Source organism: Actinosynnema sp. NPDC050436 (genome assembly GCF_040655415.1).
Lineage (GTDB): Bacteria > Actinomycetota > Actinomycetes > Mycobacteriales > Pseudonocardiaceae > Actinosynnema.
In genome coordinates this window covers 283,665-299,760 of record NZ_JBFAJV010000008.1, presented here as the reverse complement: position 1 = coordinate 299,760, position 16,096 = coordinate 283,665, and the positions used below count along the sequence as shown (strand labels likewise).

The 16,096-nt window shown below is 75.5% G+C and carries 11 protein-coding genes; 2 read left to right on the top strand and 9 right to left on the bottom strand.

Annotated elements, in window-relative coordinates:
• Window positions 1-30: 30 nt before the first annotated feature.
• The 8 genes from AB0I60_RS21325 to AB0I60_RS21290 form a co-directional block, all read right to left on the bottom strand.
• On the bottom strand, window positions 31-3,141 hold the full coding sequence (locus tag AB0I60_RS21325) for an amino acid adenylation domain-containing protein (protein WP_360732219.1): 3,111 nt from the start codon (window positions 3,139-3,141) through the stop codon (window positions 31-33).
• Window positions 3,138-8,858: an amino acid adenylation domain-containing protein gene (locus AB0I60_RS21320; protein ID WP_360732217.1), complete on the bottom strand. Its 5,721-nt coding sequence runs from the start codon at window positions 8,856-8,858 to the stop codon at window positions 3,138-3,140. Before AB0I60_RS21320 ends, AB0I60_RS21325 begins: the two co-directional genes overlap by 4 nt.
• Before the next feature lie 110 nt (window positions 8,859-8,968).
• A complete protein-coding gene (locus AB0I60_RS21315) occupies window positions 8,969-9,184 on the bottom strand; it encodes an MbtH family protein (protein ID WP_360732216.1) in 216 nt (71 codons plus the stop codon).
• Window positions 9,185-9,502: 318 nt separating this feature from the next.
• On the bottom strand, window positions 9,503-10,693 hold the full coding sequence (locus AB0I60_RS21310; RefSeq protein ID WP_360732215.1) for a metallophosphoesterase: 1,191 nt from the start codon (window positions 10,691-10,693) through the stop codon (window positions 9,503-9,505).
• A gap of 57 nt (window positions 10,694-10,750) precedes the next feature.
• Complete coding sequence (locus AB0I60_RS21305) at window positions 10,751-11,416, bottom strand: TetR family transcriptional regulator (protein WP_360732214.1); 666 nt, start codon at window positions 11,414-11,416, stop codon at window positions 10,751-10,753.
• A 32-nt stretch (window positions 11,417-11,448) separates the two neighbouring features.
• On the bottom strand, window positions 11,449-12,021 hold the full coding sequence (locus tag AB0I60_RS21300) for a hypothetical protein (protein ID WP_360732213.1): 573 nt from the start codon (window positions 12,019-12,021) through the stop codon (window positions 11,449-11,451).
• Window positions 12,022-12,122: 101 nt separating this feature from the next.
• Window positions 12,123-13,523 carry an aminotransferase class V-fold PLP-dependent enzyme gene (locus AB0I60_RS21295; RefSeq protein WP_360732212.1) on the bottom strand — a complete coding sequence of 467 codons (1,401 nt, stop codon included), beginning with the start codon at window positions 13,521-13,523 and terminating at the stop codon, window positions 12,123-12,125.
• On the bottom strand, window positions 13,520-14,812 hold the full coding sequence (locus tag AB0I60_RS21290; protein ID WP_360732210.1) for an MFS transporter: 1,293 nt from the start codon (window positions 14,810-14,812) through the stop codon (window positions 13,520-13,522). Before AB0I60_RS21290 ends, AB0I60_RS21295 begins: the two co-directional genes overlap by 4 nt.
• 115 nt (window positions 14,813-14,927) lie before the next feature.
• On the opposite strand from AB0I60_RS21290, the gene AB0I60_RS21285 reads away from it, so the two are divergent.
• Together AB0I60_RS21285 and AB0I60_RS21280 are read left to right on the top strand one after the other, a co-directional pair.
• Complete coding sequence (locus AB0I60_RS21285; protein ID WP_360732208.1) at window positions 14,928-15,068, top strand: hypothetical protein; 141 nt, start codon at window positions 14,928-14,930, stop codon at window positions 15,066-15,068.
• Between the two features lie 176 nt (window positions 15,069-15,244).
• The gene (locus AB0I60_RS21280) at window positions 15,245-15,661 is read left to right on the top strand and encodes a hypothetical protein (protein WP_360732206.1); all 417 of its coding nucleotides are present in this window, start codon (window positions 15,245-15,247) and stop codon (window positions 15,659-15,661) included.
• Window positions 15,662-15,673: 12 nt separating this feature from the next.
• On the opposite strand, the gene AB0I60_RS21275 is transcribed toward AB0I60_RS21280, so the two are convergent.
• Window positions 15,674-16,093, bottom strand: a complete 420-nt coding sequence (locus AB0I60_RS21275; protein WP_360732204.1) for a MarR family transcriptional regulator — start codon at window positions 16,091-16,093, stop codon at window positions 15,674-15,676.
• Window positions 16,094-16,096 lie beyond the last annotated feature (3 nt).

The window sequence follows — 16,096 nt, the reverse complement described above, 5'->3', positions numbered from 1 at the left end:
TAGCTTCCCCCGTAGAGTGGTGCGCCTGGTTCACAGGTCGTCGTCGCTCAACGTGCCGAGCAGCCGGTCGATCTCGGCGTCGGACAGGTCGTCCAGCTGGTCCAGCAGCGGCACCGGGCCGCGCAGCCCCTCGGCCGCCCCGGCCAGCGCGGTGCACAGGCCCGCGATGGTCGGCGCGGAGAACAGGGCCGCCAGTGGCAGGTCCGCACCCAGCGCGGTGCGCACCCTGGCCAGCATCTGGGTCGCGGTCAGCGAGTGGCCGCCCAGCGCGAAGAAGTTGTCGTGCACGCCGAGCTGCCCGGTGACCGGGATGCTCAGCACGTCCCGCCAGATCTCGGCCATCCGCGCCTCGGTGCCGTCGCGCGGCGCGACGTGCTCGGCGGTCGAGGTCGACCACTCGGGCTCCGGCAGCGCGTCGCGGTCGGTCTTGCCGGTGCCGGTGCGCGGCAGCTCGTCGAGCACCACGATCGCGGCCGGGATCATGTAGTCCGGCAGCTTCGCCGCGAGGTGCGGGCGCACCGCGTCGAGCGAGCCGCCGGGGTGCAGCACGGCGTAGGCGACCAGCCGCACGTCGGCCGCGCTCGCCGACCACGTGGTGACCGCCGCGTCCGCGACGTCGGGGTGGCCGCGCAGCACGGCCTCCACCTCGCCCGGCTCGATCCGGAAGCCCCGGATCTTGACCTGCCGGTCGGCCCGGCCGAGGAACTCCAGCCGCCCGTCGGCGCGCAGCCGCACCAGGTCGCCGGTCGCGTACAGCCTGCCCTCGCCGAACGGGTCGGGCCGGAACCGGTCGGCGGTCAGCGCGGGCTGCCCGTGGTAGCCCCGGGCCACGCCCGCGCCACCGATGTGCAGCTCGCCGATCAGCCCGCGCGCCACCGGCCGCATCAGCGGGTCCAGCACGTGCAACGTCGTGCCGGCCACCGCCGCGCCCAGCCGGATCGGGGCCGGGCCGCGCGGCACCACGCCCGCCGCCGAGTACACCGTGGTCTCGGTGGGGCCGTAGCCGTCGACCAGGGTCGCGCCGTCGGACTGGAGCTCGTCGGCCAGGTCGCGGGTCAGCGCCTCGCCGCCGGTCACCCGCAGCCGCACGTGCGCGGGCACGCCGCCCGCCGCGACCACCATCCGCCAGCTCGCCGGGCCGCCCTGCACGACCGTCGCGCCGGACTCGGCGATCCGCTGCCGCAGCAGCGCGCCGTCCGCCACGTCGGCGGCGGCGACCGAGGTGAACCGCGCGCCGGCCAGCAGCGGCACCAGCATCTCCACCGTGGAGACGTCGAACGCCGGGGTGCTGATCGAGGCCAGCCGGTCGGCGGGGGACAGGCCGAGCATCGCGTCCATCGCGGACAGCAGCGCGGCCAGGCCGCCCTGCGTCACCCGCACGCCCTTCGGCCGCCCGGTCGACCCGGAGGTGTAGATGACGTAGGCCAGGCTGCCCGGGATGGGCGGGACGGCGTCCGGTCGGGTGTCCGGGCCCGTCACGCCGTCCAGGTCGACGTGCTGCCACGGCCCGTCGAACCCGCCGAGCACCGCCCGCGACGCCGCGTCGGTGACCACGACCGGGACCTCCGCGTCGGCCGCCATCGCGGCCAGCCGCTCCGCCGGCCACGACGGGTCCAGCGGCAGGTAGCCCGCGCCGGCCTTCCACGCGGCGAGGATGCCGGTGATGGTCGGCTCGCCCCGGCCCAGGCACAGCGCCACCGGCTGGTCGGGCCGCGCGCCCGCCGCGAGCAGCGCGTGCGCCAGGCGGTTCGAGGCGAGGTCGATCTCGTGGCACGTGGAGGTCTCCACGACGGAACCGGGGTGCGCCGCCAGCGCGGCGGCGACCAGCCCGAGCGCGGTGCCCGCGCCGGGTGCGGCCTCCTGCCGCGCCGGGGTCTCGCCGGTCAGCGGCAGCTCGGCGACCGGCACCGCGCGGTCGGCGTGCCCGGCCAGCGCGGCGAACACGTCGTGCAGCGCCGCGATCGTGGCCTCGTCGAACAGCTCCGCGTCGTACTGCCAGCGGCCGAACCACCGGTCGCCGTCGCGTTCCACGGTCAGCGACAGGTCGAACTTCGCGCCGCCGTTGGCGACCGGTTCCGGCCGCATCGACACCGCGCCCGCCCGGCGTGCGGGCGGCAGCGGCTCGACCGCGAACATCACCTGCACCAGCGGGGCGTGCGCCAGCGTCCGCTGCGGCGCGACGATGTCCACCACCTGCTCGAACGGCAGTTCCTGGTGGGCCAGCGCCGACACGGTCGCCGCCTCGGCGGCCTCGACCACCTCGCCGAACGTCGTCCCCGGCGCGAACCGGGCACGCAGCGGCAGCGTGTTGGCGACGAACCCCACCAGGCCCTCGGTCTCCGGCCGGGTGCGCGCGGAGACCGGCGTCGCCACCAGGAAGTCCGCCTGCCCGGTCACCCGGTGCAGCACGCACTGGAACGCCGCCAGCAGCACGGCGAACGAGCCGTCGCCGACCGCCAGCTCCCGGCGCAGCTCCGCGCCGCGCCCGCCGGGCGCGTCCGGCCGGGGCCGGTCGCCGGGCAGCGGCAGCACGGTCGGCGCGTCCCGCAGCGCCTCCCGCCAGTACCGGGCATCGGCGGCGAACGCGTCGCCCTCGACCTGCTCCCGCTGCCACACCGCGTAGTCCGGGTACTGCACCGGCAGCTCCGGCAGCGCGCCGCCGTCGCCGGCGTAGCACCGGGCCAGCTCGTCGAACAGCACCGCGCACGACCAGCCGTCGGCGATGCTGTGGTGCAGCACCAGGACCAGCACGTGCCGGTCCGGCAGCCGCAGCAGGTCCGCCCGCAGCAGCGGCCCGGCGTGCAGGTCGAACGGCCGCCCGACCAGCTCGCGGACCAGCCCGTCCAGCTCGTCGTCGGCCACCTCGCGCACCGGCAGGTCCACCGGCTGCGCCGCCGACACCACCTGCACCGGCACGCCGTCCTCGGCCGCGAACCGGGTGCGCAGCGCCTCGTGCCGCGCCACCACCGCGTTCAGCGCGCCGTGCAGCGCCTCCGCGTCGACCGGGCCGTCCAGCGCCACCCGCCAGCCGATGTTGTACACCGGGCCGGGCATCAACTGGTCCAGCAGCCACAGCCGGCGCTGGCCGGACGAGGCGGGGAACCGGAAGACCTCGCGTCCGTCGGGGATCACCGTGCTCACCGCGCTCCTCCCTTGCGCCAACCCCGGCGGTCCACCGCGACGAACCGGAGTTCGGCGGTGTGCCGGTTGCCCTCGGCGTCGGTCAGCCACAGCCGGTCGGGGCCGGGCAGCATCTCGCCGACACCCATCGGCGCGTCCGGCCGCTCCCGCTCCAACGCGCGCACCGCGTGCGCGAACAGCTCGACCGACGGACCGCTCTCCAGGTCCACGTAGAACGGCTTGTGCTCGACGGGGCTCTTCACGAACACGAACCGGGGTATGCCGTGCTCGCGCCGCCACGCCTGCGCGCCCAGGAAACGCCCCGGCTCGTCGGCGGCGAACGCGAACCGGCTGCGCGCGGCGGGCAGCTGCCAGCTCTCCCGCGCCACCACCAGCCGGTCCAGGCTCACCCTCGGCGTGTGCTCGCCCGAGGGCAGCAGCCGGAACTTCTGCACCAACTGCGCCATGATCTGCTCGCTGAGCAGCTCCACCAGCTCCAGGTCGACCCGGCCGTCCCGGCTGCGCGCGCGCAGCCGGCCGTTGTCGTCGACCACCTCGCAGTCGCCGATCGGCACCGCGCCGTGGATGTCGGAGCCGCACGAGTCGTGCCCGAACGCGATCCGCAGGTCCTCCGGCAGCACCAGCGCGTCCGCCAGCCGCTGCGGCGTGCCGCCCTGCTCACGGGTCGTGGTCAGCACCACCCGGGGCCCGCCCATGTCGCGCCGCATCGCCTCGTGCAACTGGGTCGGGTCCGGGTGCTGCGACACGAACAGCGCCGAGCGCATGGTGTTCACGCCGGGGTGCACCTCGCCCAGCACCCAGTCGAAGTCGCCCGCCCGCACCGCCTCCGCGTCGCGCGCGGCGATCAGCACGTCGGGGCTGTGCTGCACCGCGCCGCGCCACCCGGGCCGGGGTGCGGCGAACAGCCGCAGCACCGCCTCCCGGGCGTCGGCGACCGAGTGCCGGACGTGCCGCGCGGCCGGGTCCTGCGGCCCGAGCGCGGTCGCCCACCGGTCCTGCAGCGCGGTCACCAGGCGGCCGACCATCCGGTCGTCCAAACGGAAGATGGTGTCGTTGGCCCACATCCAGAAGTCGGCCAGCCGCACCGAGGTCCGCCCGCCCGCGTGCTCGCGGAACACCTCCTTGAGCGCCCGCGCGTAGAGGGCCGAACCGGCGCAGGTGAACCAGCGCGCCGCCTCCAGCACCAGCTCCAGCGACGGCCACAGGGTGTCCAGCAGCGCGGGGGAGAGGTCGACCTCCAGGTCGCGGCGGCACTCCTCGTGCACCAGCGTCCGGCCCGCGTAGAACAGGCCCGGCCGGCGGACCGCCTCGCTGCCGGTGATCGCGGTGAACCGCTCCTGGAGGTCGGCGATGGCGTGGACCAGCCGGTCCGGGTCGCCCACGGCGGCGGCGACCCGGTCGCGACCGGCCACGACCTCGTCCACGGCGGCGGTGACCCGCTGCCGGACCTGCGGGTCGTCGATCCCGTCGACCTGGGCCCGCAGCGCCGTCTCCGGCACCAGCGCGGACGGCGGCACCTCCAGCGTCCAGGCGATGCGGCGGGCGTGGTGCAGCCGTTCCAGCGCGGTCAGCACCTCGGCGCGGTCCGCGCCGAGGTGGTCGGCGACGTCGTGCGCGCGCCGGCGGCCGTCGCAGGCGGCCAGCACGGCGGCGTCCAGGGGCGGCAGGCGGATCGGCTCGGTCAGCGGGACGTGCAGCACGTCCCCGACGACCCGCACGTACGGCATCGGCCGGGGAACCGCCCACGGGCGCACGTCGGGCGTGGTCAGCGCCTCGGCGAGCTGCTGCACGGCCCAGTTCTCCAGGTAGGTGGTGCGCCGGTCGACCAGGTGCGGGCCGGGGCGGGTCACCAGCGGCGCGGCGGCGTCGTCCCGGACCCGGGCCCAGCCGACGGGGCCGAAGAACCCGATGGTGTCGTTCTTGGCGCAGTAGCGCTGGAGGTAGCTGACGACGGTGTGCTCCCACCGCCGGTAGTCGACGTTGCGGCCGGCGCTGCGCTGCCCGCTCAACGCCTTGTGCAGCGCGTCCACGGCGGTCTGCAACGCGCGCGGGTTCTGCCACGCCACGGCTTCCCGGAACTTCGGGTCGCCGCTGACCGCGTGCAGCACCCCCGCCGCCTCGCGCCGGCCCTGTTCGAAGCGCCTCGCGTAGTCGGCGAGCGCCGCCTCGTGGTCGCGCGCGGCCTGCGCGGCGTCCGCCAGCGCCCCCGCCACTTCCGACGAGTGCTCCAGCGCGTCGCGCGCCTCGGCGAACCGGCCCTTGCGCACCAGCCTGCCGACCTTGCGCAGCGCCGCGCGCTGCTCGCCCCCGGCCTGGTCCTCCACGGCCCGCAGCACCTGGAACGCCGCCCAGCGGGCGTTGCCGAGCGCGTCCTCGGCGGCGAGCACGGCGTCCGCCGCGCGGGCCGCGTCGGGGCTCGCCACGGCGAGCAGCGGCTCGATGCCGAAGCCGGTGCCGCGCAGTTCGACCCACCGCCACGACGCCCAGTTGCCGGTCCCGCGCGGCAGCACGAGGTGGTCCGGGAAGGACCCGGCAGTGCTGCCGGCGGCGCGCTCGGGCGCCGTGGCGGACTCGCCGGCCTGCTCGGGCGTGCGCTGCGCGGGCACCAGGTAGGCGGTCCGGTCGCGCCGGGTGATGCCCCGGTCCGGCGTCGTGGTCCGGGCGCGGTCGACCACCTCGGCGCACGCCGCCAGCGTCCGGGCCCGGTGCAGCTCGGCCACCGGCACGTCCACGCCGAACTCCTCGCGCACCCGGAACGCCAGCCGCACGGCCAGCAGCGAGTTGCCGCCCACGGCGAAGAAGTCGTCCTCGGCGCGCACGTCGTCGGTACCGAGCAGGCGGTGCCACAGCCCGGCCAGCCGCGCCTGCGTCCCGTCCAGCGGCCGGGTCCGGGCGGCGGCCCTGGCCCCGTCCGGGCGCACCGCGCGCAGCGCGGCCCGGTCCACCTTCCCGCTGCGGTTGAGCGGCAGCGCCTCGACCACCGCGTACCGCGCCGGGCACAGGTAGGCGGGCAGCCGCTCGGCCACGTGCCGGCGCAGGTCGTCCTCGTCGGCGTCGCCGACCAGGTAGGCCACCAGGTGGCGGGCGTCGCCGTCGCCGACCGGCAGCACGACGGCCTGCGCGACGCCGTCGTGCTCGCGCAGCACCGCCTCCACCTCGGCCGGCTCGACCAGGAAGCCGCGCACCTTCACCTGCTGGTCCGCGCGGCCCAGGAACTCCAGCACGCCGTCCGGCCGCCAGCGGGCCAGGTCGCCGGTCCGGTACAGCCGCGCGCCCGGCTCGCCGCCGAACGGGTCGGGCACGAACCGCGCGGCGGTCAGCGCCGGGTTCGCCCAGTAGCCCCGGGCCAGGCCCGCGCCGCCGGTGTACAGCTCGCCCGGCACGCCTACCGGGACCGGCCGCAGCCGCTCGTCCAGCACGTAGACCGTGCTGCGCTGCACCGGGGTGCCGATCGGGACGGTGGTGCCGACCCGGCGGGGGTCGGTGAGCACGTGGCAGGTGGTGAACGTGGTGTTCTCGGTCGGGCCGTACCCGTTGACGACGGGCTTGCCGCCGCGCACCGCCAGCGCCGCGCGCACCGCGTCGGGCGCGAGCACGTCACCGCCGGCCAGCAGCGCGTCGACCTCCGCCAGCACCTCCGGTGCGTGCGCGACGAGCTGGTGGAAGAACCCGGCGGTCAGCCACAGCACGTCCACCCGGTGCTCGCGCAGCAGCCCGGCCAGCACGGCCGGGTCCGGCGGGCCCTCGGGCGCGGCGACCACCCGGCCGCCGGTCAGCAGCGCGCCCCAGACCTCCAGCGTGGTCAGGTCGAACGCGGTCGCGGACTGGTGCAGGAACGTCCGGCCCGGCCCGAACCGCGCGAAGGTCGGGTTGGTCACCAGCCGCACCACGCCCCGGTGCGGCACCGCCACGCCCTTGGGCCGGCCGGTCGAGCCGGAGGTGTAGTTCAGGTAGGCCACGCCGAGCGGGTGCGCGCGCGGCGGCAGCGGCGTGACCGGACCGTCCACACCGGACAGCAGGACGGCGGTGACGCCGTCGGGCAGCGGGCGCTCCCCGTCCGTGACGACCAGCGCGGTGCCGGACTCGGCCAGCGCCGAGGCGTCCCGGGCGGCCGGGTTGCCGGGGTCCAGCGGCAGGTAGGCGGCACCGGTCTTGACCACCGCGAGCATCGCGGTCACCAGGTCCGCGCCGCGCGGCAGCGCCAGGCCCACCGGGTGGTCCGGCCGCGCGCCGCGCGCCACCAGCGCGTGCGCCAGGCGGTTGGACCGCGCGTCCAGCTCGGCGTAGCTCAGCCAGCGGGTGCCGTCGTGCACGGCGTCGGCGTCCGGGCGCAGCCGCACCTGCTCGGCGAACAGGTCGGGCACCGTCGCGTCCGCCGGGTACTCCACGGCGGTGTCGTTCCACTTCTCCACCACGCGCACCCGCTCCGCGCCGCGCGGCTCGGTCAGCTCGCGCACCGGCCGGGTCGGCGCCTCGGCCATGCCCGCGAGCAGCTCGCGGAACTGCGCCAGCAGCGCGTCCGGTGCCCACTCCGGGAACCGGGTGGTGTCGTGGATCAGCCGCAGGCTCAGGTGCGGTTCGGCGAACGCGTAGAGCGTCATGGCGTAGCTCGGGCTGCGCAAGATCTCCACGTGCCGCCCCGCCGGCGCGGACGGCCGCGCGGACAGCACGGTGTTGATCTCGCGGTGCTCGAACAGCACCAGGCTGCGCATCAGCGCGTCGTGGCCGGCCGCGCGCTGGATGTCGGGCAGCGGGCACAACTGGTGGTCGCGCGCGGCGACCGAGCGCTGCCGCACCTCGCGCAGCCAGTCGGCGACCGGCAGGTCGAGGTCCACCGGCAACCGCAGCGGGACGGTGGCCAGCAGCAGTCCGACCATGTCCTGCGCGCCGGGCACCGAGCCGTGGCGGGCCGCGCGGGTCACCCCGAACACCGCTTCGCCGCCGCCGGAGTGCGTGGTGAGCAGCAGGCCCCACGCGGCGAGCACGGCGGTGTTCACCGTGACGCCCGCCGCATCGGCCAGCGCGCGCACCGCCGAGGTCTCGGCGTCGGACAGGTCCAGCGCGGCCGTGCCCATCTCGGGCGTGGCGGAACCGCTGTGCTCCAGCGGCAGCAGCACGGGTTCCGGCAGCCCCGCCAGCTCCCCGGCCCAGAACCGGCGGTCCGCGTCGGCCTGCGGGTGCCCCGGCGCGGTGCGCTCGGCGTACCAGCGGGCGTAGTCGGCGAACTCCGGTCGTGCCGGGAACTCCGCCGTGCCGCCGGAGGCATAGGCGTCGTCTATCTCGGAGAGCAGGATCGCCAGCGACCGGCCGTCCAGGATGGCGTGGTGGAAGGTCGCCACGACCACGTTGCCGGGCAGCGCGCGCACCCGCAGCGGCGGACCGCCGACCGGGTCGACCCCGGCCCGCCGGTCGGCCGCCAGGAACGCGGCCAGGTCGGTGACCGAGTCGTCCACCACCAGCGGCACGTCGTCGGCGGGGCCGGGGAGCTGCTCGGCGTCCCCGTCCGGCCGCCAGCGGAACCGGGTGCGCAGGATCGGGTGCCGTTCCACCGCCGCCCGCCACGCCGCCAGGTACTCCCCGGCGTCGAACGGCCCGGTGAACCGCTGCACGCACTGGATCACGTCCGTGCCCGCCTCCGGGTCGCGCAGGCCGGCCGCGATCATTCCGCGTTGCAACGGCAGTGCCGGGGTGGTCCGGACAACCGGATCCGTGTACACCAAAGCCTCCCCCATGAATGTGCCGGTCGGTACGCGCGCGGAATTGGCAGTTATTCCGGGCAGCGTCGGGCCACCCGGAAACACCGGGTGGCAGAATTGAGCCGGCCGGCTCAGCCGCCGTGCGCGGCGAGGTGTTCGAGCACGCTGCGCGGGCGCAGGTCGGTCCAGACCCGCGCAATGTGGTCCAAGCATTCCTGCCTGGTCCCGGTGGTGCCCTCGGCACGCCAGCCGAGAGGGAGCTCGCGGTCGGCGAACCAGACCGAGTACTGCTCCTCGGTGTTCACCACGACCAGGAATTCACGTGAATCCACGTTCTCGACGCCCATGTCGTTCGTTCTCCTGCCCTCCGTCGGCGGACGGGTTGCCGTGGCGTCAAAGCTACGCGCCGGCCGGACATTCCTGGAATCCACTAAACGGTCGAACCGGCCATTTGTCGATCGGGCCTCGAACTATTTGAATAGGCTATAGCTCGTCACGCGGTGTGGTCGTGCGGTAGCGGAAATGCGCGGCGGCGCGGCAGTCGGAATGGCCCTGACCCGCCGGGGTGAGGTCGGGCGGCGCTGTTCGCCGCGCCGCGCGCTCCACAAAGGACGCCGAACGGGCGCACGGCGGGCGGACGGCCCGCCGGCCCGGCGGTGCGGCGGTCAGCGCGAGCGCAGGGTCAGCAGCGAGATCTCGTTCGGCGCGAACACGCGGAACGGCGGCCCCCAGAACCCCGCGCCCCGGCTGGTCCACAGTTGCGTGCGCCCGCCGTGCGCGCTCAGCCCCTGCACCACCGGCTGCTGCAACCGGACCAGGAGGTGGAACGGCCAGATCTGGCCGCCGTGCGTGTGCCCGGACAGTTGGAGGTCGACGCCGGCCGCCGCTGCTTTGCGGATCTCGCTGGGCTGGTGCGCCAGGAGCACCACCGGGTCCTCCGGCCGCACGCCGGCCAGCGCCGCGTCGAGGTCGGCCGCGTGGCCGTGCTCGCCGGAGTGCGCGGCGGTGATGTCGTCGGTGCCCGCGAACACCAGCCGCGCGCCGCCGCGCTCCAGCACCCGGTGCCGGTTGTGCAGGCTGGTCCAGCCCAGCTCATCCATGTGGTCCATCCACGCCTGGGCGTTGCTCAGGTACTCGTGGTTGCCCGACACGTAGAACCGGTGCGCCGCCTCGACCCCGCCCAGGGGCGTGGACTGGCCGCGCCGCTGCTCGACCGTGCCGTCGGCGATGTCGCCCACGTGCACCACGACGTCCGCGCGCAGCTCGTTCACCGCCGCGACCAAGCCCTGTGACCACCGCGTGCGGTCGATCGGCCCGTAGTGGGTGTCGGCCAGCACGGCGATGGTCAGCCCGTCGAACGCCGGGTCCAGCCGGGGCAGCACGACGTCGGCCCGCCGGACCGGGGGCACGCGCATCGCCACGTGGTGGCCGTAGGCGGCGAGCCCGACCACGACCACGGCGAGCAGCACGGCGACCAACCGCGCCCGGAACGGGTTCTCCACGCCCGCGACCGCCAGCACGAGCCGCAGCACGTGGGTCACCAGCGTCCAAGCGAACGCGATCCACACGACGCCCAGCAGCGGCAGGGCGACCCGGGCGGCCCGGTCGGAGTGCCGGCGGCCGAGGGAGCGGACGAGCAGCACCGGGAACGCGAGGTAGCCGACGGCGAACACCGCCGTGCCGACCACCACGACCGGAGTCGGCCACTGGGCGCTCGGCGCGAACAACGCCGCCCACGGCGCCGCGAACAGCAGCGTGGTGATGGCGAACAGCACCAGCCCGAACACCACCCGGCGCCGGGTCGCCCTCGGTGGGGCCGAGGCGGCGGCCGTGGTCGGTGCGTCGGTGTCGGCCATGGGTGTCTCCGTAGCGGCGTGGTTTTAGAGACCGGTGGTCTCTCCAGCGTACGCGGGTCAGCTCGCCCGGACGACGAGACCGATGAGCTGGTCCACCAGGCACTCGGTGAGCGCCGCCGCGAACGCCTCGCCGGGCGGCGGGTGGCCCAGGGCGGCGACGGCCCCGGCGACCGCCTCGGTGGGGTGCGCGCGCGGCCACAGCCCGGCGGTGACGGCGAGGACCGCGACCGCGAAGTGCCGGGCGGCGGCGGCGTCGAGCTGCGGCACGGCGGCCCGGACCAGGTCGGCGAGCCGGGCGGTGTGGGCCTCGGCGCGGGCCGCGCACTCGCGTGCCGCGTCGGGCCCGATGTTGCGCTCCAGCACGCCGGCCGCGTTCGCCACCAGCTCGCACAGCACCGGGTGCCGGGGCAGCGAGGCCGCGACGGCGGTGGCGACGGCGATCGCCCGCCCGTAGGGGACCGGCTCCGGCCGGACCGCGCGGACCAGCGGGTCGACCTCGTCCAGCCACGCCGACCGGCGGCGGTCGAGCACGTCGAGGAAGACCGCCTCCCGGCTGTCGAAGTAGCGCAGCACGTTCGACTTGGCCAGCCCGACCCGGCAGCTCAGCTCGCGCAGGCTGATCCCGGCGAGCGGTCGCTCGGCGAGCATCGCCTCGGCGGCGTCCAGGATCGAGGCCCGCCGGACCTCGACCTGCTCCGGGCGCCGGGCCCGTCGGAAGTCCACCGGGCCACTGTAACGAACCGCCGGTCTGTTGTTCAGCTCCGGACGGCCAGGTCGAGCCGGTCCAGGGCGTCCGCCCAGGGCCGGGCGGCGAGCACCGGCAGCCCGTGCCGGCGTGCCTCGGCGGCCAGCCACTCGCCGTAGTGCGCGCTGTCCGCCGCCCGCTTGCGCTGCACGCCCGCGTCCGGCTCCCGGCTCGCGTAGTTGCGTTCGAGCTGCGCGGGATCCGGCTCGTGCACGAACACCGCCCGCACGTCCCCGTGCGTCCACTTGGCACAGAACGCGGGCAGCAGGTAGTCGCCTTCGAGCACCAGCGGCAGATCGGTCTCCAGGTGGTTGGCGATGACCGCCTCCAACGCCGGTTCGATCGCTTCGGCGAGCGCCACCTGGGCCGCCGTGACCTCTTCCGCCGACATCCCGTCGTCGGACCGCGTCCGCCAGTGGTGGAGTGCGGGGTGCTGGGCGGCTGTGGTGATGCTCTGCAACGCGACCACGAGGTCGTCCACCTCCACGAGCGCCGCTCCCCGCGCCCGCGCGACCGGATAGGACAGCGCGCTCTTCCCGCTGCCCGACGCGCCACCCAACAACAACACCCGCCACTCCGCCATGCCGACACCCTCGCAACCGGCCGTGAACGCGCGCAACTCAATAGGACTGTGCGGCGTGAGGTGCGCCGCAGTCCCTTCGCCGAGACGTGGCAGCTTTGCGCTCAGGAGTACAGCACGCCCAGGAACTCGACCAGCAGCCGTTCGCGCAACGCCGGTGGTGCGGCGGCCAGGAGCGCGTTGACCGTCGCCATCCGCTCGGGCAGCACGCCGTCGCCGCCCAACCCGGCCGCCGCCGGCAATCCGGCGAACTCGGGCGGTGTCACCGAATCCGGGTCCAGCGCGCCGAGCGCGGCGACCACCTCGGGGGCGACCACCACCGGGCCGGCGGCGACCGCCGCCGCGACCGAGTCACGCAGGTCGGCCAGCAACTCGGCCTCGCTGCCCGCGTTCGCGGCGGTCACGGTCAGGTGCAGGTTCGCCGGAGACCGGCCGTGCGCGAACTGGGGCTGTACGTACCAGTTCCGGGCGCGCATCTCGTCGGCGACGGTGAACACGTCGAAGTCGTCACGGGTCACGGTGACCGCGAGCAGGGTCGACTCCGGCTCGCCCAGCACGCGCAGGCCCGCGATCCCGCCGACCCCGTCGCGGATCACCCGGGCGCTGTCCAACGCCCGGCGCGCGAGGTCGCGGTAACCGTCGTCGCCGATGTGCCGCAGCACCGCCCACGCGGCGGCGAGCGGACCGCCGGAGCGGGTGGACTGCGTGGTGGTGTTGAGCATCGTGTAGCCGGGCCAGTCGGCAGCGGCGAAGTACTGCGCGCGCCGCAGGTCCGCGTCCGCGTGCAACAGGACCGACGTGCCCTTGGGGCAGTAGGCGTACTTGTGCAGATCGACCGAGAGGCTGGTGACGCCCGGCACGGACAGGTCGAACGGCTCGACGTCGGCGTGCGGCAGGACCCAACCGCCGATGCACGCGTCCACGTGGCACCGCACCCCGCGCGAGCGGGCCGAGGCGGCGATCGGCGCGACCGGGTCCACCACGCCGTGCGCGTACGACGGCGCGCTGACCACCACCAGCACCGTGTCGTCGGTGATCGCGGCGGCCATGGCGGCCGGATCGGCGCGGAACGTGACCGGGTCCACCGGCACCACGACCGCCCGCACGCCGAAGTAGTGCGCGGCCTTGTGGAAAGCGGCGTGCGCGGTCGCCGGCAGCACCATCGACGGGTTCGCCGCGTCCGGCCGGGACTCCCGCGCGGCGAGCACCGCGAGCAAACACGACTCGGTGCCGCCGGAGGTGACGGTGCCGACCGCCGCGTCGGTGCCGCCGAGCAGCCGGGCGGCGTTGGCGACCACCTCGTTCTCCAGCCTGAGCAGGCTCGGGAACGCGGTCGGGTCCAGGCCGTTGACCGAGGACGCCAGGGCGTGCGCCCGTGCCGCCAGGTCGTCCAGACCGGGCACCGCGCTGTCGTAGACGTAGGCCAGGGTGCGTCCGCCGTGGGTCGGCAGGTCGCCGGCGCGCAGCGCGCGCAACTCGGCCAGCACGTCTTCGGGCGCGGTCATGCGGTCTCCTCGCTTCGCGGTGCCCGCGACGGTTCCGGGGGCAGCAGGGGCAGTGCGACGACGGCCAGCGCGGCCGGTACGGCGGTGAACCCGAGCAGGGCGGCGAGCACCGCGCCGGGGGACTGGGCGACCGCGCCGCCGGCGCTCGCCGCGTAGCCGCCGAGGGCGAGCACCAGGCCGTAGACGCCGGGGCCGAGGGCGAGGCCGAGCGTCTCGCCGGCCGTCCACACCCCGGACAGCAGGCCGGCGCGGGCGGTGCCGTCGCGGCGCTCCTGCGCGCTGATCACGTCCGGCAGCATGGCCAGCGGGAAGACCTGCATCCCGGCGTAGCCGACGCCGACCGCCGCCATCAGCGCGAGCACGCCGGTGACCGGCAGCGACCGCGCCAGGCCCAGGCCGGCCACGGCGGCGGCGAACAGCAGCGACGCCGCCACCAGGCCGAACCGCTTGCCGCGCCGCCGGCCGACGCGCTGCCACAGCGGCATCACCACCAGCGCGGGGCCGACGAACCCGGCGAACAGCAGCGACTGGAGGCCCTGGTCGCCCAGCACCAGCCGGGCGAAGTAGTCCACGCCCGCCAACATCGTGCCCAACCCGACCGCCTGCACCACGAACACGACCAGCAGCAGCCGGAACGGCCGCGACCCGCGCACCACCGCCACCAGTTCGCGGGCCGACGCGGTGGACGGGACCCGTCGGGACGCCGGCACGCTTCGCGTGCCGACGACCGTCGCCACCGCGCCCGCGAGGATCAGCGCGCCGACCGCGACGCCCACGGCCCGGTAGCCGCCCGCCAGGTCCCGCACGGCGGGTGCCCCCGCGCCGCTGACCAGGATCGCCAGCGCGAGGAACGCCATCCGCCACGCCATCAGCCGGGTGCGCTCGTCGTAGTCCTCGGTGATCTCGGCCGCCATCGCGACGTAAGGCACTTGGAAGAACGCGTAGGCCGTCGCGCACAGCAGGAAGACCACCGTGACGTACACGGCACCGGCCGCACCCGTGAACGGCCCGGCGAACAGCAACGCGAACAGCAGTGCCACGGCGATCCCGCCGCGCAGCAGGAACGGCCGGCGCGCACCCGCCCGGTCGCTGATCCGACCCGCGATGGGGTTGAACAGCACGTCCCAGGCTTTGGGCGCGAGCACCAGCAGCCCGGCGACGCCGGCGGGCACGGCCAGCGAGTCGGTCAGGTAGGGCAGCAGGAGCAGTCCGGGCACGGTGCCGAACGCGCCGGTGACGACGGAGCCCGTCGCATAGCCGGCGCGGACCCGAGCGGTGGTCTGCGGCATAGCCCAAGAATCTTCGCATTTTCCGGCGGTCCCGCCCAGCGGTGATTCCACGGGAGGTGTGAACCGTCGCCCGAGGGGGTATTACGCAGGGCGATCTCCGAGGGGAGCACGGGGCATGGGCAAGCACAGCATGGGCGCGACCGACCGCCAGTGGGGCGGTCCGGAACTGGTGGAGGACGCGGAGGCGGCGGCGGAAGCGGCGACCGCCCCGCTGCCCGCCGTGGAGGACGCCGAGGGCCGCACTCAAGTGGAGTGACGACCGCCTCCGGGCGCGACAGCCCGTGGTCGGCGCGCACAGGTGCCGCCCTCGAACGGAGCGCCGTTGCAGCGAGCGCCGAGCCGGGCGGAAGCCACCCGATCGGCCGAGGTTGGGGTTCCGGACCAGGGGTACCCCGGGCCCGGCGTGCCCGACAGCAGCCGGAAGGTGACGTCGTGGAGTGGCTGACCGTCCGCCGGGGCGTGCCCGCCCGCGCGGGCCCGCTGCGCGACATGGACCTGTGGTGGGAGCGCGTCGGTCGCACCCTGGGCCGACCCTGGGACGTGTCCACCGACGACTCCTGCCCGTCGTCGGTGGACGTCGTCGTCACCGAGCGGTCCTACCTGTTCGCCACCTACGTGCCCGGTGCGTGTGCGCACGACGTGACCGTCGAGGCGCACGACCACGACCTGCCGCCCAGCGGGGTGCCGACACCTCGCAGCCGGGTCGGCATCACCGTCCGCCTGGGCCCTGGGCTGCTGTACTGCGCCACCCTGCCCGTGGTCGACGTCGACCTGGTCGAAGCCTGGCTGCTGGACGGCGTGCTGGTGGTCCGCGCCCCGGTCGGCGAGGTCACCAGCCTCGGCGCGTGACCGGCCGGGACCTCAGAGCAGGTCACGCAGCAGGTCCCCGAGGCCGGTGACGGTGTCCGGGCCCAGCCGGCCGGCCAGCGACCGCTCGTGCGCGACGGCCAGCGCCTCCAACCGGTCCAGCCGGGCGTGGCCGAGGTCGGACACGTGCACGGAGACCTTGCGGCGGTCCTCGCCGGACTGCGTGCGGTACAGCAGCGCCGAGTCGACCAGGCCGTCCACGATCCGGGTCAGCGTGGGGTGCGGGATCTCCAGCGCGGCGGCCAGTTCGCCCATCGACCGCTCCTCGGCGGCCAGCGCGCGCAGCACCCGCCACTGGTCGACGGTCGCGCCCTCCTCCTCCAGCGCCGCGCCGAGGTCGCGGACGAACGCGCGCTGGGCGCGGGTCAGCAGGTCGACCAGGTCCGCGCGGCGGGTGTGCTGCTGATCAGGCATGAC